Here is a 19,524-nt window from a genome sequence, read left to right as displayed (position 1 = left end):
TCGCGTGCGGGCCGCCGGGGTGTGGTCGAGACCGGCGCCACGTTACTCCAAGGACACGAGGTCCAGGTAGCCGACGGACGGGTGTCCCCCACTTTAGAGTGGTGTCGACTCGCGTCGGAACGAGGACATCGGGAGGCGGCGGCCGCAATGACAGACGGGCACGACTCAGGTCGCGGCGACGCCGGCTCGCCGGGGGCCGATCCGCTGGAGCGCTACTTCCGGCCGCGTCCGGGCTCCCACGCGGCGGCGGGCGACGGTGACGACGGCGACATCGAGGGCGTGACCATCGACGGGATGCCCGCGCCGCGGGTGCCGGTGGAGAGCCCGCGCGGCCCGCGCCGGCCCGGCCGGGGGCTGAGCCCGCGGGCCGCGGTGAGCGCGCGGCGGCAGAAGCGGTTCCTGACGGTGACCGCGACGATGTCGGCGTTCGTGCTGCTCACCTCGGGCGGCGCCTGGGCGTTCCAGAACTACGTGACCGGCGTGATCGACAAGGTGTCGGTCGGCGGCCTCGGCGACGGCGACTCGGAGGGCGAGATGACGATCCTCGTCGCGGGGGTCGACCGCCGCGACGGGCTGACGAAGGCGCAGCAGAAGGCGGCCAAGCTCGGGCACCACGAGGGCGAGCGGTCCGACACCATGCTGCTCCTGCACATCTCCCGCGACCACAAGCGCGTGTCGATCGTGAACCTGCCCCGCGACTCCCTCGTCACGATCCCGTCGCACGAGTCGAACGGCTCGGAGGGGGAGAAGGGGGCGAAGGTACCGTCCCGTCCGGGGAAGCTGACCTGGGCGTACCAGTTCGGCGGGCCCGACCTCGCGGTCAGCACCGTCAAGAAGGCGACGGGCCTGTCGATCGACCACTACGTCGAGGTGAACTTCTACGGGTTCGTGCACATGGTGGACGCGCTCGGCGGCGTGGACGTGTGCACCGAGCAGCCGATCGACGACGTCAAGAGCGGGCTGAAGCTCCCGGCGGGCACCTCGCACGTCGACGGGATGAAGGCGCTGGCGTTCGCCCGCGCCCGCTACACGCTGACGGGCGGCAGCGACCTCGGGCGCATCGACCGGCAGCAGCAGTTCATGGCGGCGATGCTGAAGCAGGCGCTGTCGACCAAGACGCTCGGCGACCCGGTTAAGTCGACGAAGTTCCTGAACGCGGCGCTGAAGTCGGTGCGGGTCGACGACGAACTCGCCGACGACCTGCCCGAGCTGGCCGACCAGATGAAGAACCTGTCGACCGACGACATGACGTTCGCGAAGATCCCCCTCGCCGACCCCGACCACCAGTCCGTCCTGTGGAACGCCACGGCACCCCAGTCGACCGTCCGGTGGGACCGGGGCAAGGCCCAGGACCTGTTCACCAAGATCCGGCGGGACCAGCCGCTCGCGGAGCCGGCCAAGAAGCCGAGCGCGACGCCGAGCCAGAAGCCCGAGAACGAGCTGACGGTGCCGCCGGAGGACATCTCCGTCCGCGTCCTGAACGCGATCGGCACACCCGGTCTCGCGACGAAGGCGGGCGGGCAACTGGAGGACATCGGCTTCGACGTCACCGTCCCCCCTGGCGTGGCGCGCCGGGGCCTCCAGAAGACGCAGGTCCGGTACGGGCCCGACCGCGAGGACTCCGCGAAGACCCTGGCCGCCGCGATCCCGGGCGCCAAGCTCAAGAAGGTGAACTCCCTCGGGACGGGCGTGCAGGTCATGGTCGGCGCGAACTGGGACGGCGTGAAGAAGGTCGAGGTCACGACCGCCTCGCCGAGCCCGTCGCCGTCCACGGGCCTGGAGACCGACAGCGCCACCCAGAAGCTCTGCGGTTGACTCCCTGGCTAGAATTTTGTTCTAGCCCTAGAATTTTGTTCTAGCCAGGAGGAGAGTCCCATGACCGAGGGCGCTGCCGCCGGGAGTTTCTACGAGCCGCTCGGCGACGGGCGGTTCGCCGCCACGCCCGCCACCGCCGGACCCTGGTCGCCGGGCTTCCAGCACGGCGGCCCCGTCTCGGGCCTGATCGGACGGGCCTTCGAGCGGCACGGCCCCGTCCCGGGGACCCGGATCGCGCGGGTCACGGTCGAGCTGCTGGGCCCCGTCCCGGTGGCGGTGCTGGACATCTCCGTCCGCGTCGTCCGTCCCGGCAGGCGGATCACGCTTCTCGAAGCGGAGATGACCCACGAGGGCCGCACCGTCGTCCGCGCCACCGCCTGGCGGATCATGGAGGCCCCGCCCCACCTGGAGCCCGTCGTCCACGCTCCGGCTCCACCGCCCCTGCCCGGGACGACCCCGCGGTTCCCGGACTGGCCGGGCGTCCACGTCGGCGGCTACCTGTCCGCGATGGAGTGGCGGATCGTCCACGGCACCTTCGGTGAGCCGGGCCCCGGCACCACCTGGGCACGGCCCCGGATCCCGCTGGTTCCCGGCGAGTCCGACACTCCGCTGGTGCGCGCCCTGACGCTGGCGGACAGCGCGTCCGGCATCGGAAGCCAGCTCGATCTGTCCAAGTGGCTGATCATCAACACGGACCTGACCGTCGCGCTGCACCGCGACCCGGCCGGCGCGTGGCTGTGCATGGCCGCGTCCCTGGACGCGAGCCCCGGCGGCAGCGCCCTGTGCGAGGCGTCGCTCGCCGACGCGTCCGGCGTTTTCGGCCGGGCGTGGCAGACGCTCCTCGTCGACGAGCGCCCTTCCGGGTGACACCACGTTCTTGATCGAATGCTGTGGGTAACAACAGGGTGACCGAGAGTAGTCACTCATCAGGAGTTCACAGGATGTCGACAAGGATCCTCGCCCTGCTCGCCACGGCCGCCTCCGCGCTCGCCCTCGCCGGCGGCATCACCGCCGCGAACGCCGCACCCGCCGCGCCACCGCCGGCGCCGGAGCCGTCCGCCCTGGCGCCCGCGGAGTCGCCCCCGGCGGCCGCGTCGCCCTCGTCGCCGGCCTCGACGCCCGCCTCGCCGTCCGGCACGGCCGCGCCCGGCAAGGAGCCCGCCGCGCAGGACGAGGACGTGAAGGCGGACGCCGCGCTGGAGGAGTGCCGCGACGCGGACTGCAAGATCGAGATCAAGGACGGCCAGACGATCACCCTCGACAAGGGCCACGGGGCGGAGTCGATCGGCGTCGAGCTCAAGGGCACGCGCGTGACCTTCACCGTCCGCAACGGGAAGTCGCGGGCCGTCACCAGCATGCCGACGGACGGCCACCACACGACCGCGAACTTCAACGGGCTCACCCTCCACCCGCACAGGGGCGCGGACGGCAAGCTGATGCTCGAGATCTCCCACAGCTGACCGAGGCCGCTGGGGACGGGCGCCGCCGCCCGTCCCCAGGCCGGGTCACGGAACGGCCCTTCCGCGATCGCGATCGCCTCCGGCGCCCCATCCGCACCCGCCTCCCCGTACGATTCGGGACCGTGCATCACGCGACCCGGAAACTACCGGCCGGTACTGCAAGGCGGCCGGCGTACGGAGCGGCCCCTTGCGGGCACCTTGGAGTAGAGGCCGCGAGTCGGCGAGAGCGGAGCGAGAGGAGCGGGCCTTGTCCAACCGGCTGACGGTCATCGGAACGGGTTATCTCGGCGCCACCCACGCGGCCTGCATGGCCGATCTCGGCTTCGAAGTGCTCGGTCTCGACGTGGACGAGGAGCGGATCGCCCGGCTCTCGGCCGGTGACCTGCCGTTCTTCGAGCCGGGTCTGGAGCCCGTGCTGCGCCGGGGGCTGGAGAGCGGGCGGCTGCGCTTCACCTCGTCCTACACGGAGGCCGCGGAGTTCGGCGAGGTGCACTTCCTGTGCGTCGGCACCCCGCAGAAGTCCGGGGAGTACGCCGCCGACCTCACCTACGTGGACGACGCGATCGTCACGCTCGCACCGCTGCTGCACCGGCCGTGCCTCGTCGTCGGCAAGTCCACCGTGCCGGTCGGGACGGCCGCGCGGCTGGCCGAGACGATGGCGCGGCTCGCGCCGGTGGGCGACGACGCCCTGCTGGCGTGGAACCCCGAGTTCCTGCGCGAGGGCTTCGCCGTCCAGGACACCCTGCACCCGGACCGGATCGTCGCCGGGCTGCCCGCCGACCAGGGCGCGGCCGGGCACGCGGAGAAGGTGCTGCGGGAGATCTACCGGACGATGATCGCCGCCGGCACCCCGTTCATCACCAGCGACTACCCGACCGCCGAGCTGGTCAAGGTGTCGGCGAACGCGTTCCTCGCCACCAAGATCTCCTTCATCAACGCGATGGCGGAGGTCTGCGAGGCGGCGCACGCCGATGTGACCAAGCTCTCGGAGGCGCTGTCCTACGACGACCGGATCGGCGGCAAGTTCCTCGGACCCGGCCTCGGCTTCGGCGGCGGCTGCCTCCCGAAGGACATCCGCGCGTTCATGGCCCGCGCCGGGGAGCTGGGCGCCGACCAGGCGCTGACGTTCCTGCGCGAGGTCGACGAGATCAACATCCGGCGGCGGATCCGGATGGTGGACCTCGCCCGGCAGATGCTCGGCGGCTCGTTCGCCGGGCGGACGGTCGGGGTGCTGGGCGCGTCGTTCAAGCCGAACTCCGACGACGTCCGCGACTCCCCCGCGCTGGACGTGGCCGCGTCCATACGCGCGCAGGGCGCCGCGGTGACGGTGTACGACCCGCAGGCCATGCGCAACGCCCGCCGCGCCCAGCCTTCGCTGGAGTACGGCGAGTCGGCGATGTCGGCGGCGCACGGCGCCCACGTCGTGCTGCTGCTGACCGAGTGGGCGGAGTTCCGGGACATGGACCCGCTCGCGCTCGGCGAGGCCGTCGCCGAACGCAACATCGTGGACGGGCGCAACGCCCTGGACCCGGAGCGCTGGCGCGCGGCCGACTGGAACTACCGGGCCCTCGGACGCCCCTGAACCGGGGAAGGAACGGGCCGCAGGCGCTGTTGTCGTGGGCATGTCTGATGTGTTCGCCGATCAGGGCGTCATCCGCCGGCTGCTGAACGAGTCCAGGACGTGGGCGTTCGTCGGGCTCGGCGACAACCCGGCACGCGAGGTCTACGACCAGGCCAGGCTGATGCAGCAGCGCGGCAAGCGGATCATCCCCGTCCATCCCGCGGCGCGGGACGTCCTCGGCGAGAAGGGCTACGCGTCCCTGGCCGAGGTGCCGGACGCGTCCTCCGTGGACGTGGTGGGCGTCTACCGGCGCGCCGAGCACGCCGGGCAGGCGGTGGACGAGGCGATCGCGGCGGGCGCGAAGGCGGTCTGGCTGCCGCTCCAGGTGATCGACGAGGCGGCGGCCCGGCGCGCGCTGGACGCCGGGCTCGACGTCGTCATGGACCGCTGCCCGGCGGTCGAGTGGGCCCTGCGGCGCTGACGGCCCCTCAGAGGCTCTCGCGGAGCCGCGCGCCCTTCGCCTTGGCCTGACCGTAGAGGTCCTGCTGGAAGACCTTCATCTTGGCCCGGAGGTCGTCGTCGGACGCGGCCAGGATGCGGACGGCCAGCAGCCCGGCGTTGCGGGCGGCCCCGACCGCGACCGTGGCGACGGGCACCCCGGCGGGCATCTGGACGATCGACAGCAGCGAGTCCATCCCGTCCAGGTGCTTCAGCGGGACGGGCACCCCGATCACCGGCAGCGGCGTGACCGAGGCCAGCATGCCCGGCAGATGCGCGGCCCCGCCCGCACCCGCGATGATCACGCTGAGCCCGCGGGCCGCCGCGGTCTCCCCGTAGTTGATCATGTCGTGCGGCATCCGGTGCGCGGAGACGACGTCGGCCTCGTAGGGGACGCCGAACTCGGTGAGCGCCCGCGCGGCGCCCTCCATCACCGGCCAGTCCGAGTCGCTGCCCATCACCACGCCGACCACCGGCTCGCTCATGCGCGCCTCCGTGGGGGGACGACCCCCCACACCCCCCGGTTCGCTTCGCTCATTCTTTGTGCTCCTTCATATCGGTTCCCCACCGCAGGTAGCCGGCGGCATGGCGGGCGCGCTCGCGCGTCTCCGCGACGTCGTCGCCGAGCGCGGTCACATGGCCGATCTTGCGGCCCGGACGCGACTCCTTGCCGTACATGTGCACCTTGACGCCCGGGTCGTGGGCCATCACGTGGAAGTAGCGGGAGTAGACGTCCGGGTCGTCGCCGCCGAGCACGTTGGCCATGACCGTGTACGGGGCGGTGGGTTCGGTGGAGCCGAGGGGCAGGTCGAGGACGGCACGCAGGTGCTGCTCGAACTGCGACGTCCGGGCGCCCTCGATCGTCCAGTGCCCGGAGTTGTGGGGACGCATGGCCAGCTCGTTCACCAGCAGCCCGTCATCGGTCTCGAACAGCTCGACCGCGAGAAGGCCGACGACGCCGAGTTCGCCCGCGACGGTCAGCGCGAGCCGCTGCGCCTCGGCCGCGGTGTCCTCGTCCAGGCCGGGCGCCGGTGAGATCACCTCCGTGCAGATGCCGCCCTCCTGGACGGTCTCCACGATCGGGTACGCGGCCCCCTGCCCGTGCGGGGAGCGCGCGACGAGCGCCGCCAGCTCCCGCCGGAACGGGACGTGCCGCTCGGCGATCAGGTCGACGCCCTCCGACAGCAGCCGCTGGACGAGGGCGTGCGCCTCGCGGTCGAGGTCCCCGACGATCCAGACGCCCTTGCCGTCATAGCCGCCGCGGGTCGCCTTGAGGACCACGGGCCAGCCGTGCTCGCGGGCGAACGCCTCCAGGAACGCCAGGGGCGCGGACGGCGGCACATGCGCGTAGGCGGGGCACGGGACGCCCATCGCGCTGAGCCGGTCGCGCATGACGAGCTTGTCCTGGGCGTGGGCCAGGGCCGCGGATCCGGGACGGCACGGCACACCCGAAGCCTCAAGCTCCCGGATGTGCGGACCCGGGACGTGCTCGTGGTCGAACGTCACGACGTCGCAGCCCTTGGCGAACGCCAGCAGATCGTCCAGGGAGCGGTCGTCGCCGACCCGGACGCCGGAGACGACCCTGGCCGCCGACTCGTCCGGCGCCCCGGCGAGCACGCGGAGCGACACGCCGAGCCCGATCGCGGCCTGCTGCGTCATCCGGGCCAGCTGTCCACCGCCCGCCATCCCGACGACGGGCGCCTCCCGGCGCTGCGCTCGTTCTGTCACGTCAGAAGGCTATCGGGCGATCCGCGCGAACCCGTCATCCGCGCCCTGCGTCGTACCCGTGTGTGGGGTATCGGACAATGGGCAAGGAACGCACTGGCGAAGTGAAACGTTCATGTTCGGACGTCCCAGAGGCCACGGGCGTCTATTCTCGTCATACCCCCGCCACAGCCGCCACGCTCGTGTCGTGGCGAACAGCCGAAGTCCGGAAGGACGGTTCCCCTTCGTGAGCCTGGTCGCCAATCTCCACCGGCGGTTCGAGCATCTCGTGCGCGAACTCGCCAAGTTCGGCAGCGTGGGCGCGATCGCGTTCGTCATCACGCTCGCGATCGGCAACGTCCTCCACACCGGCATGGGGGTGGGGCCACTGACGTCCAACGGCGTCGCCACGCTGATCGCGACGACGTTCTCGTACCTGGCCAACCGCTACTGGACGTTCCGGCACCGCGACCGCACCGGGCTCGGCCGCGAATACGTGCTGTTCTTCGCGCTGAACGGCGTCGGGCTCGTGATCACCGAGCTGTTCATCGGCTTCACGCACTACGTGCTGGGGCTGTCCGGCCCGCTCTCCTACAACGCCGCACTGATCATCGGTACCGGCGTGGCGTCACTGTTCCGCTTCTGGTCGTACAAGAAGTGGGTGTTCCTGCCCGCGAGCGCGCCGCGCGTCGACCCCGCGTCCGGGCTGCCGGAGGCGCCCGGCACGCCGGCCGAGGACACGCCCGCCGAGGACACGCCCATCCCGGACGCTTTGACCACGGAGGGGCCCGGCGTCCACCGGGCGAACGGCCACGAGGCCCCGTCCGCGCGCCTCGGCCGCCCTCTCGGCTCCCGCGCCGCCGAGGACTACGCCGAGATCTAGAGCCCGGATCCGGGCCCGCCGGTCAGGCGGGTCCCATCACGACCGGTTGCGCCGCGAGACGCACCTCGGCGGCCTGGCGGAGCGTGACGCCGAACACCGCCGGCCGCGCCTGGAACAACTCCAGCCGTCCTCCGTCCACCGTGGCCAGGGAGCGGGCCAGGTACAGCCCGAGCCCGGTGCCGCGGCCGCCGCTGACGCTCCGTTCGAAGATCCGCGGGACCAGCTCGGGCGGTATCCCGGTGCCCTCGTCGCCCACCTCGACCACCACGTGGTTCAGGGTCGGCTTGGTGCGGATGGTGACGGTGCCGGCGCCGTGCATCAGCGAGTTGTCCAGCAGCGTCGCGACGATCTGGGAGAGGCCCTCGGAGTTGGTCATGGCGACCAGGCTCCGCTCCCCGACGACCCGCACGTCCCGGCCGTCCCGGCCGAAGATGGGCCGCCACTCCTCGACCTGCTGGGCGATGATCTCGTCGATGGACGACGCGGCCGCGGTGCCCGTCCGGTCGTGCTTGGCGCGCGACAGCAGCTGCTCGACGACCGCGACGAGCCGTTCGGCCTGCGCGACGGCGGCGGCGCCCTCCTCCCGGACGACGTCCGGGTAGTCGGCCGCCTCGATCATCTCCTCCAGCCGCATGGACAGCGCGGTCAGCGGCGTGCGGAGCTGGTGGCTGGCGTCGGAGGCGAACTCGCGGCTGTTGGCCAGCAGGTCGGCGATCCGGACGGCGCTGCGGTCCAGGACCTCGGCGACCCGGTCGGCCTCCGGGATGCCGTAGCGGCGGCGGCGCGGCCTGGCGTTGCCGCTGCCGAGCCGGTCGGCGGTCTCGGCGAGGTCGACCAGCGGCAGGGTCAGCTTGCGGGCCTGCACCATCGCCAGGCCGACGGTGACGGCGACGCCGAGCAGGGCGAGGCTGGCGATGAGCAGCAGCAGCCGCAGCGCGTCGGCCCGGATCGCGGCCTCGGGGCGCGACACCCGCACCCGTACCCCGCCTTGGGACGCGGTGGCGCTGAGCGACCGCTCCGCCCTGCCGGGACCGGCGGTGAGCGTCCGGCCGTCCGGCATGGTGATCGAGATGTGCCGCTCCGGATACTCCCGCGCGATGACGTCGCCGGTGACCGGCCGGTGCCTCTCCAGGTCGAGGCCGACACCGCCGGCGATGGAGGACGCCTCACGGTCCAGGGACCGGGCGGCGCCGTCGTAGACGAGCTTGTGCGCGGTGTAGGCGAGGGGTATGCCGAGCAAAAGGATCGCGACCACCGCCACCGCGAGCGTCGACAGGAGGAGTCGGCGCCTCATCAGGGCTCCTTCGAGGGTGGGGCCACGGAACATGCGGCATCGCGCCCGGGGCCCCTCGGGAAGGCCCCGGGTCGTGTCGCGCGGCCGTGGCGGCCGGAGCTAGTCGCCGCGTTCGAACCGGAAGCCGACGCCCCGCACCGTCGTGATGTAGCGGGGGCTGCCGGCGTCGTCGCCGAGCTTGCGGCGCAGCCAGGAAATGTGCATGTCGAGCGTCTTGGTGGAACCCCACCAGTTGGTGTCCCACACCTCGCGCATGATCTGTTCGCGGGTCACGACCTTGCCCGCGTCCCTCACGAGGACGCGGAGCAGGTCGAACTCCTTGGTGGTCAGCTGGAGCTCGTGTTCGCCCATCCAGGCGCGGCGCGACTCGGCGTCGATCCGCACCCCCTGGACGATCGGCGTCTCGGTGCTGCCCCGGCGCAGCAGCGCCCGCACCCGGGCGAGCAGCTCGGCCAGCCGGAACGGCTTGGTCACGTAGTCGTCGGCGCCCGCGTCGAGCCCGACGACGGTGTCGACCTCGTCGGCCCGGGCGGTGAGGATCAGGATGGGCACGCCGTGGCCTTCGGCCCGTACCCTGCGGGCCACCTCAAGGCCGTCCAGTTCGGGCAGGCCGAGATCTAGGACGATCAGGTCCACGCCACCGCCGAGCGCCCGTTCCAGGGCCTGCGGGCCGTCCAGGCTGACTTCGACGGTGTACCCCTCGCGACGCAGCGCGCGGGCGAGAGGCTCGGAGATGGACGTGTCGTCCTCGGCGAGCAGTACTGAGGTCATGGACCGATCGTATGACGATTCTTGAACATTGCCCGGCGTGCGCCGCGCTCTTGACCTGCGGTTTGCCACTCGTAGTACATCCGCGAATACGTCTTATCAGACTTAATCGGGATGCACTTCTCATCACGCCCGGCCGACGGGGCCCGCGCGGTCACTCGAACACGGCCACGGCGGCCCCCGGCAGCCCCACGGAGCCCGATGCGGATTCGCCCGAGGTGTCCGCGTCCAGGCTTATTGCCGGATCCGAGGCGAGCAGCAGCCGGGGGCGGGCCCTCCCCGGAGCCTTCACCACCGGGAGCACCACCGGGAGAGAGCCGAAGTTCGCCGCGACGCACACCGGACCGCGCCACATCATCAGCCAGCGCATCTTTCCCTCGTCCACCTCGACGGCCGTCTCGGACAGGCGGGGATCGTTCAGATCCGGCCGGGACCGGCGCAGCGCGAGCAGGGCCCGATGCCATTCGAGCAGGTCGCGATGGTGAGGACGGTCGCACTCCGACCAGTCGAGGATGGAGCGCCGGAAAGTGTCCACAGCCTGTGGATCGGGAACTCCGCCGCTCCAGCCGTGCCGCGCGAACTCGCGCCGGCGTCCCTCGCTCACCGCGCGGGCGAGCTCGGGGTCCTGGTGGTCGGTGAAGTAGCACCACGGGGTGGACGCGCCCCACTCCTCGCCCATGAACAGCATGGGCGTGAAGGGGGCGAGCAGGAGCAGCGCCGCGCCGACCTTGAGCATCGACGGGGAGATCTCCGAGGACGCCAGGACGGTGCCGATCCGGTCGCCCGCAGCCCGGTTGCCCACCTGGTCGTGGTTCTGCAGAAAGCCGAGGAAGCGGTGTGCCGGGAGCCTCTGCGTGTCGACAAGGCGCCCGTGGTGCCGTCCCCGGTAGGTCGACATGGTCCCGTCATGGACGAAGACGTTCGTGAGTGCCTTCTTGAGCGTTCCCAGGGAGCCGAAGTCGCAGTAGTAGCCCTGGCGCTCGCCGGTGAGCGCGGCGTGCAGGGCGTGATGGAAGTCGTCGCTCCACTGCGCGTCGAGCCCGTATCCGCCCGCCTCTCTGGACGTCACCAGGCGCGGGTCGTTCAGATCGGATTCCGCGATGAGGAACAGAGTGCGCCCAAGGGTCGCGGAGAGGCCCGCCACCGACTGTGCAAGCTCCTCCAGAATGTGCACGGCGCTGTGGTCGGTGATGGCGTGGACGGCGTCGAGGCGGAGCCCGTCGAAGTGGTAGTCGCGCAGCCACATCAGCGCGTTCTCGACGACGAACGCCCGGACCTCGTCCGAGCCCTCCTGGTCGAAGTTCACCGCGTCGCCCCATGGCGTGGTGTGGGCGCCGGTGAAGTACGGCCCGTAGGCGGCCAAGCGGTTCCCGTCCGGCCCCAGGTGGTTGTAGACGACGTCCAGGACGACCGCCAGACCGCGCGCATGGGCGGCGTCGACGAAGCGCTTCAACCCGTCCGGACCGCCGTACGGCTCATGCGGCGCCCACAGATGGACACCGTCGTACCCCCATCCGTGGTGACCGGGGAATGCGGCGACGGGCAGAAGCTCCACCGCGTCTACGCCCAGCGCCACCAGATGGTCCAGACGCTCGGCGGCGGCGTCGAACGTCCCTTCCGGCGTGAAGGTGCCTACGTGCAGCTCGTACAGGACGCTTCCGGGGAGCGGGCGTCCATGCCAGTGCTGGTCCGTCCATGCGAACCGGTCGTGGTCGTAGACGCGGCTCCGGCCGTGGACGCCGTTCGGCTGCCATGGTGAGCGCGGGTCGGGCAGGACCTCGTCCGCACCGTCCAGGGCGAAGCCGTAGTCGGTCCCGTGTGCCGGGCCCGTGACCTCGGCCCCCCACCAGCCCGGACGTCCGCCCAGTGGCTCCATGGGATGCCGGGTGCCTTCCGCCACGACGTCCGCGCGGCCGGCGGCGGGTGCCCACACCTCGAACCCCATGGTCACCGATCGATTTCCCTCGGGACGAGCAGCGCGACGGGCAGGTGCTCGAAGACGCGTGCGGCGTCCAGGATCGGGCCCATGTGCGTGCAGCCGGTCAGCACGTCCCGCCAGCCCTGCCGGACGACGTCGACCCTGGTCCGGTCCCAGCCGCCGCGGCGCTCCAGCCCCGCGGGCAGCCGGGTGGCCAGCGCGACCGCGTCGCCGCGGGCGAACCCGACCACGTGCTCGGCCGCGGGGCCGCGGGCGGCGACCGGCTCGTGCCCGGCCCCCGGGCCGAACCACTCCGGGTGCGCCCGGCGCAGCCGCAGCGTCCGCGAGGTGACCAGCAGCTTCTCGTCGTCGGCCTCCTTCGGCAGCCGGCCGGTGTCCAGCCGCTGGAGGTGCTCCCGGCGGCGCCCGTAGTCGACCGGCCGGCGGTTGTCGGGGTCGACCAGCGCCAGGCCGGCCATCTCGCAGCCCTGGTAGACGTCCGGGACGCCCGGCATGGCCAGCTGGACGAGCTTCTGCCCGAGCGAGTTCACGCGGGCGTGGGGAGCCAGCTTCGACACGAACGCGGCCAGGTCGGTGATGAGGTCAGGGTCGGCCAGCACGCCGCGCGCGTAGGCGAGGACGGCCTCCTCGTAGGCGGGGTCCTGGGCGGTCCACGAGGTGCGGGTCTTGGCCTCGCGCATCGCCTTGGTGAGGAACTCCTCCAGGCGGCCGGCGGTGATCGGCCACGCGCCGACGATCGTCTGCCACAGCAGGTATTCGAGGTCGGGTTCCAAGGGCGACTCACCGGGACCTCCCTGTCCACCGGAACCGCCCTGTCCACCGGAACCCCAGTGCCGCCAGCGGTCCACGGCCTCCGCCCACTCGCCCGGCAGTTCCGACAGGACCGCCAGCGAGGCGCGCACGTCCTCCTCGCGCTTGGTGTCGTGCGTGGACAGCGTCGTCATCGTGAAGGGCCAGTCGCGGGCGAGCCGGATGCAGTGCGCGTGGAAGTCCTGCGGGGTCACGGAGAACCGCCCCGGGTCGCCGCCGACCTCGTTCAGCACGGCCATGCGGTTCCACCGGTAGAAGGCCGTGTCCTCCACGCCCTTGGCCGCGAGCGGGGCCGACGTCTGCTGGAACCGCACGATGAACTCGGCGGCGGTCTGCTCACCCCGCCCGAGGGCGAGGTCCACGATGGTCTTCAGGTCGTCGTGCGCCTCCTCTGGGAGATGCGCTCGTGCACGGCGAGCGGACTCCTCCAGGACGTCCACGGCCGCCTGAGGCGCGTCCTCCCCCGGCACGACGTAGGCACGGTAGACGGGCATGGCGACGAGCAGTTCGACCAAGGCCCGCTCCAGGCCGGGACGGGGTTCGCCCACGACACGGTGGAGGACGCGCAGAAGCCGGTCCATCTCGGGCTTCAAGCTGTGGGTCGCGGCGTGGCGGCGGGCCTCATGCTTCACGTCCTCGAAGTCACGCGGGCCGCCGGTGAACGATACGTAATGGTCGGTGAGCGGCTTCCCCCCGGCCGGGTCGAGGAACAGGCCGCCGACCATGCCGAGCGAGTCGTACCCGGTGGTGCCCGCGCACGGCCAGTCCGGCGGCAGCCGCTCCTCCCCCTCGGTGATCTTCTCGACCGGCAGCCAGGCGCCCGGGGCCGCCTCCGACAGCCGCCGCAGATAGCCGCGCGGGTCCGCGAGCCCGTCCGGATGGTCGACGCGCAGGCCGTGCACCATGCCCTCCTCCACCAGGCCGAGCAGCAGGGCGTGCGTGCGTTCGAAGACCTCGGGGTCCTCCTGGCGCACCCCGATCAACCCGGAGATGTCGAAGAAGCGGCGGTAGTTGGGCTCGCCCTCGCCGGGCAGGACGACGCGGCCGCCGCCCGCCTCCCAGTCGATGTCGAACCACGTCGCGTACGGCGATCCCCGCCCCTCCGCGGCGACCGAGCCGAACGGCATGTTCAGTTCCCTCGGCTCCGGGATCGCCATGTGGTTCGGGACGACGTCGACCAGCACCCGCAGCCCGTGCGCCCGGAACCGGGCGGCCATGGCCCCGAACGCCTCGGCGCCGCCCAGCTCGTCCGCCAGGCGGAAGTGGTCGACCACGTCGTAGCCGTGCGTGGACCCGGGGGCGGCCTGGAGGACGGGCGACAGGTAGACGTGGGACACGCCGAGCGACGCGAGATAGGGGGCCAGCGCGGCGGCCTCGGCGAATCCGAAGCGCTCCTCCGGCGTCCCGCGGAGCTGGAGCCGGTAGGTGCCGGACGGAGGCGCGCCGGAACCGTCGTCGGCGGGGACGGGCGCTCCGGACAGGTTCTCTTCGGCCTGGTGTTCCTCGGACACGGTCTCCTCATCAGGGGGGTCGTCGGGGAGCGGTTCCTCGGGGGCGGGTGCGGCCTCCGCCTCGTCGATCTCCTCATACACGGCGCAGAACCTGGATCGAGCGGTCGGCGACCTGGACGATCTCGCGGGCCTTGACGACGGGCGACTCCTCCTCGGGGAGCAGCGGGTCCGCGGTGTCGAGCACCTTCATCCACATCTGCCCGTATGCGGCGGGCGGAAGCGTGAACGCCAGACCCCCGTCGTGCGCGTTGATCAGCAGGAGGAACGAGTCGTCCCTGACCTGCCGTCCCCTGGGGTCGGGCTCCCCGATCGCGTCGCCGTTCAGGAACACGTTCAGCGACTTGCTGAAGCCGGCGGACCAGTCGCGGTCGCCCATGTCCGTGCCGTCCGGGGTGAACCAGACCAGGTCGGGCAAATCCTCGGGTCTCGCCTTCCCCCCGGGCCTGGCGTTCGCCGAGCGGCGGGCCTTCTTCGTCCGCTGGTCGCCGAGGAAGAAGCGCCGCCTCCGGAACACCGGATGCTCGGTGCGCAGCGTGGACAGCTGCCGGACGAAGTCGAGCATGAACCCGCGCTCGTCATGGCCGGGCCTGGAGCGGCCGGACGTCCGGGGCCGGTCTTCGCTCAGGCCCGTCCAGTCGACCCAGGAGAGTTCGTTGTCCTGGCAGTAGGCGTTGTTGTTGCCGTCCTGCGTCCGGCCGATCTCGTCGCCGTGCAGCAGCATCGGCACACCCTGCGAAAGGAACAGCGTGGTCAGGAAGTTGCGCTTCTGCCTCTCGCGCAGGGAGACGACGTCCAGGTCGTCGGTCGGCCCCTCATGGCCGCAGTTCCACGACCGGTTGTCGTCGGTGCCGTCCCGGTCGCCCTCGCCGTTGGCCTCGTTGTGCTTCCTGTCGTAGGAGACCAGGTCGTTCAGCGTGAACCCGTCGTGGCAGGTCACGAAGTTGATCGAGGCGATCGGGCGGCGGCCGTCGTCGGCGTACAGGTCGGACGAGCCCGTCAGCCGGGACGCGAAGTCGGGCAGCGCGCCCGGCTCCCCGCGCCAGAAGTCCCGGACCGTGTCGCGGTACTGGCCGTTCCACTCCGTCCACAGCGGCGGGAAGTTGCCGACCTGGTAGCCACCCTCGCCGACGTCCCACGGCTCGGCGATCAGCTTCACCTGCGAGACGACCGGGTCCTGCTGGACGAGGTCGAAGAACGCCGACAGCCGGTCGACCGCGTGCAGCTCGCGGGCCAGCGTCGCCGCGAGGTCGAAGCGGAACCCGTCCACGTGCATCTCGGTCACCCAGAACCGCAGCGAGTCCATGATCAGCTGCAGAACGTGCGGGCTCCGCATCAGCAGGCTGTTCCCCGTGCCCGTCGTGTCCATGTAGTAGCGGGGGTCGTCCTCGGTGAGCCGGTAGTACGAGGGGTTGTCGATGCCGCGGAACGACAGCGTCGGCCCCAGGTGGTTGCCCTCGGCGGTGTGGTTGTAGACGACGTCGAGGATCACCTCGATGCCCGCCCCGTGCAGCGCCTTCACCATCGCCTTGAACTCCAGCACCTGCTCGCCCCGCTGCCCGGAGGACGAGTACTCGTTGTGCGGCGCGAAGAAGCCGATGGTGTTGTAGCCCCAGTAGTTGCGCAGCCCGCGGCCCGTCAGCGCGTCGTCGTGGACGAACTGGTGGACGGGCATCAGCTCGACCGCCGTCACCCCGAGCGAGCGCAGGTGGTCGATGATCACCGGGTGGGCCAGCCCGGCGTAGGTGCCGCGCAGCGCCGGCGGGATGTCCGGATGCCTCGCGGTGAGGCCCTTGACGTGCGCCTCGTAGATCACCGTCTCGTGGTACGGGATGCGCGGCGGCCGGTCGTCGCCCCAGTCGAAGTACGGGCTGACGACCACCGACCGCATCGTGTGCCCCGCCGAGTCGGCGTCGTTCCTCGACCACGGGTCGCCGAAGTCGTAGCCGAAGCAGGACTCGTCCCAGTCGACCGTCCCCTCGATCGCCTGCGCGTACGGGTCGAGGAGCAGTTTCGCGGGGTTGCAGCGCAGGCCGCGGCGCGGCTCGTACGGTCCGTGCACCCGGAGGCCGTACCGCCGCCCCGGCATCACGCCCGGCAGGTACCCGTGCCACACGAAGGCGTCCACCTCCGGGAGCGCGAGCCGCGTCTCCTCGCCGTCGCCCGCCGGCCCGTCGAACAGGCACAACTCGACCTGCTCGGCCACCTCGGAGAAGACGGCGAAGTTCGTCCCCGCGCCGTCGAACCGCGCCCCGAGGGGGTAGGCCTCCCCCGGCCAGATCTGCGCCACCGTCCCGACCCTCCAGTCCCGCGGCGCCGCCGTGCGCACGGGACCGGTGTGCGGGCGCGGCGACGCACAGCCCATGCCCTTCCCCGTGAGGTTTAGATCACACCGGTCCCGAATGGGAGGGCTCTGGCCAGATCGAACATTCCTGAGCTACTTTAGGGGAGCCTAACCTTAATGAGGGTGCCCTAAGCTCCCTGGTCAGGCATATGGAGCAACGGTAGCCGCACGGAAGGTCCGCCAGCCGATGTACGTGTGCATCTGCAACGTCGTCACCGAGGACGACGTTCACGGCTGCATGGCGGACGGTTGCACGACCGCCAAAGAGGTCAAGGCCGCCTGCGGCTTCAAGCCGGGATGCGGCATGTGCACCAAGCGCATCCACACGATGGTCAGCGAGTACCGCACCGCGAGCGAACTCGCGGACGCCCTCACCGGCGGCCCGGCCACGCTGACCGCCGTCCCCGAGGCTCCCGAGACCCCCGGCCCCGAGACCAGCGAAGGGGGCGCCGCTCCGCAGACCGCCGCCTGATCCGGACCCGGACACCCGCATGGCGCCGCCGACCAGGGCGGAAGCCGCCATCGCGGGGGTTAGTGCTGTCCGGAACAGGGTGGTCGTGCAAGCATGGGGGCATGGAAGGCGACAAGGACATCATCGCGCTGCTGAACGACCAGCTCACCGCGGAACTCACGGCGATCAACCAGTACTTCCTGCACTCGAAGATGCAGGAGAACTGGGGCTTCACCCGCATCGCCAAGCACACCCGCGACGAGTCGTTCGACGAGATGCGGCACGCGGAGCGGCTCACCGACAGGATCCTGTTCCTGGAGGGCCTGCCGAACTACCAGAAGCTCGGCACCCTGCGGATCGGGCAGACCATCGTCGAGCAGCTCGAGGCCGACCTCGCCATCGAACTGGAGGCGGTCGCCCGGCTGCGGCCCGGCATCGACCTGATGCGCTCGCGGGGAGACATCACCTCCGCCCGGATCTTCGAGGACATCCTCGCCGACGAGGAGGAGCACATCGACTACCTGGAGACCGAGCTGAGCCTCGTCCAGGAGCTCGGCGAGCAGAACTACAAGCAGCGGCTCACCGGCTCGCCCGGCGACGACGGCCCCAAACCCGTCTGAGCCGCTACGGCGTCTCCGGCTCCGCGGGCCTCGGCCTGCGATCACGGCGCAGCACGTACGGCTGGATGATGCCGAGGCCGCGGACCGGACGCCGCACGATCCGCGTCACCTCGTAGTCCGGCCGGCCGTCCAGCCGGGCCGCCAGCTCGGCGTCGATCACGACCGAGCCGGGGCGGGCCAGCGAGGTCAGCCGGGCGGCGAGGTTGACGGTCGTGCCGAACACGTCGCCCATCAGCGGCAGCACCGGCCCGTAGGCGGCCCCGACCCGCACGTCCGGGACCTCGGTCTCGTCCTGGATGGCCGACGCCACCGTCAGCGCGATCTCCGCGCCGATCTCCGGCGTCTCCGCGCTGAACAGCACCTCGTCGCCGAGCGTCTTCACCAGCCGCCCGCCCAGCGAGGCGACGATGTCGGCGGCGGTCTCCTCGAACCACTCCACCACCCGGGCCAGCTCGATCTCCTCCAGCTCCCGGCTGACCTGCGTGAACGACACCATGTCCGCGAACCCGACCGTGGTCATCGGCCGGCCCGCCGGGTCGCCGTTCTCCCGGGTCGCCGCCGCGCCCAGCGCCCGCGTCCCGGCCGCCGCGAGCTGCCGCCGCCAGGCGTGCACGACCAGCGGCTCGAACTCGCCGATGTGCTTCTCGGCGATGTCCACGATCGTCTCCACCGCCTCCGCGGACGGCGGCTCGTTCATGTCCTGCGGGAGCATGCTCCGCAGCAGGCTGACCTGCCATTCGGCGAGGCGCGTCATCGTCTGCCCGAACGCCCGGACCAGGCGGACGACCCCGTCCTCGTCGAGGATGCCGTCGTCCACGAGGCGGCGGAGGCGGTCGAGGGCCGCGACGTCGCCGTCGGTGTAGGCGACGGTCTCGTCCGGCATCGACGGGTAGCCGAACGCGCGCCAGATCCTGCCGGAGAACTCCCGCGACACCCCCGACAGCCGCACGGCGTCGACACGGGTGTAGCGCAGCTCGCCCCCGAGCAGGAGCTCTTCGATCTCCTTCGGATCCGGCAGTCCGGCCGACATCATCCGCCCCTCAGTCCGCCGCCGTCCCCGGCCAGGGACGCCGGCGCCATGGATCGGTACCGGGACATATCGTTGCAGATCAGCAACACGATCAACGTCCGGACCTCAGATCCACGTTCCCCGTTCACCGGACGTGCACCACGTCGCCCGCGGCGACCACGCGGTCCCCGTCCGTCCCGGCGACCACCAGCCGCCCCGATCCGTCCACGTCCCGTGCCGTACCGGTCAGCCTCTCCTCGCCGGGCAGCTCGACCCGCACCCGGCGGCCGAGCGTGGCGCACAGGTCCTTGTACGCGGTACGCAGGCCGCTGCTCTCCGGATCACCGCCGAGCGCCGTCCATTCCCGGTACCAGGTCGCGAACTCGCGCAGGACCGCGCGCAGCAGCGGCGCCCGGTCGCTCAGCGGCGCCCCCTCGATGGCCAGCGAGGTCGCGGTGTCCACCGGCAGCTCCGACTCGCGCAGGCCGACGTTCAGCCCCACCCCGACGACGAGCCCGTCGTCGATCTTCTCCGCGAGGATCCCGGCCAGCTTCCGCTCCCCGGCCACCAGGTCGTTCGGCCACTTGAGCCGCGCGTCCACGGCCGCGTCGCCGCCCTCGCCGAGGAACCGCTCACCCTCTTGCGACCACGCGGTCATACGCCGGACGGCGGTCGCGACGGCCACGCCCGTCAGCAAGGGCGCCCATCCCAGCATCGGCACCGGCACCCGCGGCCGCAGCAGCATCGAGAACATCAGCCCCGACCGCGGCGGCGCCGTCCAGGTCCGTCCCAGCCGCCCCCGCCCGGCCGTCTGCAGCTCGGTGACCAGCACGCTTCCCTCCGGCGCCCCGTCCCCGGCC

At 71.7% G+C, this 19,524-nt stretch carries 17 protein-coding genes; 8 read left to right on the top strand and 9 right to left on the bottom strand.

Annotation, left to right across the window (positions count from 1 at the left end):
- Nucleotides 1-147 precede the first annotated feature (147 nt).
- The 5 genes from E1281_RS02880 to E1281_RS02860 all read left to right on the top strand — a co-directional run bounded on the left by E1281_RS02880 (nucleotide 148) and on the right by E1281_RS02860 (nucleotide 5,317).
- A complete protein-coding gene (locus E1281_RS02880; protein WP_131875536.1) occupies nucleotides 148-1,815 on the top strand; it encodes an LCP family protein in 1,668 nt (555 codons plus the stop codon).
- A 60-nt stretch (nucleotides 1,816-1,875) separates the two neighbouring features.
- Entirely contained in the window at nucleotides 1,876-2,682 is an 807-nt protein-coding gene (locus tag E1281_RS02875) for a thioesterase family protein (RefSeq protein ID WP_131875535.1), read from the top strand.
- A gap of 74 nt (nucleotides 2,683-2,756) precedes the next feature.
- Nucleotides 2,757-3,275, top strand: coding sequence for a hypothetical protein (locus tag E1281_RS39935; RefSeq protein WP_165958762.1), 519 nt, complete (start codon nucleotides 2,757-2,759; stop codon nucleotides 3,273-3,275).
- 247 nt (nucleotides 3,276-3,522) lie between these two features.
- Nucleotides 3,523-4,857 carry a UDP-glucose/GDP-mannose dehydrogenase family protein gene (locus tag E1281_RS02865; protein WP_131875534.1) on the top strand — a complete coding sequence of 445 codons (1,335 nt, stop codon included), beginning with the start codon at nucleotides 3,523-3,525 and terminating at the stop codon, nucleotides 4,855-4,857.
- Between the two features lie 40 nt (nucleotides 4,858-4,897).
- Entirely contained in the window at nucleotides 4,898-5,317 is a 420-nt protein-coding gene (locus E1281_RS02860) for a CoA-binding protein (RefSeq protein ID WP_131875533.1), read from the top strand.
- Nucleotides 5,318-5,324: 7 nt separating this feature from the next.
- Here the strand turns inward: E1281_RS02860 and purE are convergent, their stop codons facing one another.
- Both purE and E1281_RS02850 read right to left on the bottom strand, forming a co-directional pair.
- Nucleotides 5,325-5,819, bottom strand: a complete 495-nt coding sequence (gene purE, locus E1281_RS02855) for a 5-(carboxyamino)imidazole ribonucleotide mutase (RefSeq protein WP_131875532.1) — start codon at nucleotides 5,817-5,819, stop codon at nucleotides 5,325-5,327.
- A 49-nt stretch (nucleotides 5,820-5,868) separates the two neighbouring features.
- Entirely contained in the window at nucleotides 5,869-7,062 is a 1,194-nt protein-coding gene (locus tag E1281_RS02850) for a 5-(carboxyamino)imidazole ribonucleotide synthase (RefSeq protein ID WP_207943070.1), read from the bottom strand.
- A gap of 223 nt (nucleotides 7,063-7,285) precedes the next feature.
- On the opposite strand from E1281_RS02850, the gene E1281_RS02845 reads away from it, so the two are divergent.
- Nucleotides 7,286-7,921 carry a GtrA family protein gene (locus E1281_RS02845; RefSeq protein ID WP_243716510.1) on the top strand — a complete coding sequence of 212 codons (636 nt, stop codon included), beginning with the start codon at nucleotides 7,286-7,288 and terminating at the stop codon, nucleotides 7,919-7,921.
- A gap of 22 nt (nucleotides 7,922-7,943) precedes the next feature.
- On the opposite strand, the gene E1281_RS02840 is transcribed toward E1281_RS02845, so the two are convergent.
- From E1281_RS02840 to glgX, 5 genes are all read right to left on the bottom strand, one after another.
- Complete coding sequence (locus E1281_RS02840) at nucleotides 7,944-9,215, bottom strand: ATP-binding protein (RefSeq protein ID WP_131875530.1); 1,272 nt, start codon at nucleotides 9,213-9,215, stop codon at nucleotides 7,944-7,946.
- A gap of 99 nt (nucleotides 9,216-9,314) precedes the next feature.
- A complete protein-coding gene (locus E1281_RS02835) occupies nucleotides 9,315-9,986 on the bottom strand; it encodes a response regulator transcription factor (protein WP_131875529.1) in 672 nt (223 codons plus the stop codon).
- 151 nt (nucleotides 9,987-10,137) lie between these two features.
- On the bottom strand, nucleotides 10,138-11,928 hold the full coding sequence (gene treZ / locus E1281_RS02830) for a malto-oligosyltrehalose trehalohydrolase (RefSeq protein ID WP_131875568.1): 1,791 nt from the start codon (nucleotides 11,926-11,928) through the stop codon (nucleotides 10,138-10,140).
- A gap of 2 nt (nucleotides 11,929-11,930) precedes the next feature.
- The gene (gene treY / locus E1281_RS02825; protein ID WP_243716509.1) at nucleotides 11,931-14,324 is read right to left on the bottom strand and encodes a malto-oligosyltrehalose synthase; all 2,394 of its coding nucleotides are present in this window, start codon (nucleotides 14,322-14,324) and stop codon (nucleotides 11,931-11,933) included.
- Complete coding sequence (gene glgX / locus E1281_RS02820; protein ID WP_207943069.1) at nucleotides 14,317-16,530, bottom strand: glycogen debranching protein GlgX; 2,214 nt, start codon at nucleotides 16,528-16,530, stop codon at nucleotides 14,317-14,319. The genes treY and glgX overlap by 8 nt, the downstream gene beginning before the upstream one ends.
- Nucleotides 16,531-16,771: 241 nt before the next feature.
- On the opposite strand from glgX, the gene E1281_RS02815 reads away from it, so the two are divergent.
- Together E1281_RS02815 and bfr are read left to right on the top strand one after the other, a co-directional pair.
- Nucleotides 16,772-17,056: a (2Fe-2S)-binding protein gene (locus tag E1281_RS02815; RefSeq protein WP_131875527.1), complete on the top strand. Its 285-nt coding sequence runs from the start codon at nucleotides 16,772-16,774 to the stop codon at nucleotides 17,054-17,056.
- A gap of 101 nt (nucleotides 17,057-17,157) precedes the next feature.
- A complete protein-coding gene (gene bfr, locus E1281_RS02810) occupies nucleotides 17,158-17,655 on the top strand; it encodes a bacterioferritin (RefSeq protein ID WP_131875526.1) in 498 nt (165 codons plus the stop codon).
- Nucleotides 17,656-17,659: 4 nt separating this feature from the next.
- Here bfr and E1281_RS02805 read toward each other — a convergent pair whose 3' ends face one another.
- On the bottom strand, nucleotides 17,660-18,685 hold the full coding sequence (locus tag E1281_RS02805; protein ID WP_131875566.1) for an adenylate/guanylate cyclase domain-containing protein: 1,026 nt from the start codon (nucleotides 18,683-18,685) through the stop codon (nucleotides 17,660-17,662).
- 124 nt (nucleotides 18,686-18,809) lie between these two features.
- On the bottom strand, nucleotides 18,810-19,524 hold a 715-nt coding region (locus tag E1281_RS02800; protein WP_131875525.1), incomplete at its 5' end, for a biotin--[acetyl-CoA-carboxylase] ligase.

This window comes from Actinomadura sp. KC345, from assembly GCF_004348515.1.
In the GTDB taxonomy this organism is placed as follows: domain Bacteria; phylum Actinomycetota; class Actinomycetes; order Streptosporangiales; family Streptosporangiaceae; genus Spirillospora.
The sequence above is the reverse complement of the archived record's forward strand: the minus strand, read 5'-3'. Positions and strand labels throughout refer to the sequence as shown.

Excerpts from the sequence above, each read along its gene's own strand:
- E1281_RS02815 (WP_131875527.1), top strand. The coding sequence starts at position 16,772 with ATGTACGTGTGCATCTGCAACGTCGTCACCGAGGACGACGTTCACGGC.
- bfr (WP_131875526.1), top strand. The coding sequence starts at position 17,158 with ATGGAAGGCGACAAGGACATCATCGCGCTGCTGAACGACCAGCTCACC.
- purE (WP_131875532.1), bottom strand. The coding sequence starts at position 5,819 with ATGAGCGAGCCGGTGGTCGGCGTGGTGATGGGCAGCGACTCGGACTGG.
- E1281_RS02835 (WP_131875529.1), bottom strand. The coding sequence starts at position 9,986 with ATGACCTCAGTACTGCTCGCCGAGGACGACACGTCCATCTCCGAGCCT.
- E1281_RS02805 (WP_131875566.1), bottom strand. The coding sequence starts at position 18,685 with ATGTCGGCCGGACTGCCGGATCCGAAGGAGATCGAAGAGCTCCTGCTC.
- treZ (WP_131875568.1), bottom strand. The coding sequence starts at position 11,928 with ATGGGGTTCGAGGTGTGGGCACCCGCCGCCGGCCGCGCGGACGTCGTG.
- E1281_RS02875 (WP_131875535.1), top strand. The coding sequence starts at position 1,876 with ATGACCGAGGGCGCTGCCGCCGGGAGTTTCTACGAGCCGCTCGGCGAC.
- E1281_RS02840 (WP_131875530.1), bottom strand. The coding sequence starts at position 9,215 with ATGAGGCGCCGACTCCTCCTGTCGACGCTCGCGGTGGCGGTGGTCGCG.
- E1281_RS02860 (WP_131875533.1), top strand. The coding sequence starts at position 4,898 with ATGTCTGATGTGTTCGCCGATCAGGGCGTCATCCGCCGGCTGCTGAAC.
- E1281_RS02880 (WP_131875536.1), top strand. The coding sequence starts at position 148 with ATGACAGACGGGCACGACTCAGGTCGCGGCGACGCCGGCTCGCCGGGG.
- E1281_RS39935 (WP_165958762.1), top strand. The coding sequence starts at position 2,757 with ATGTCGACAAGGATCCTCGCCCTGCTCGCCACGGCCGCCTCCGCGCTC.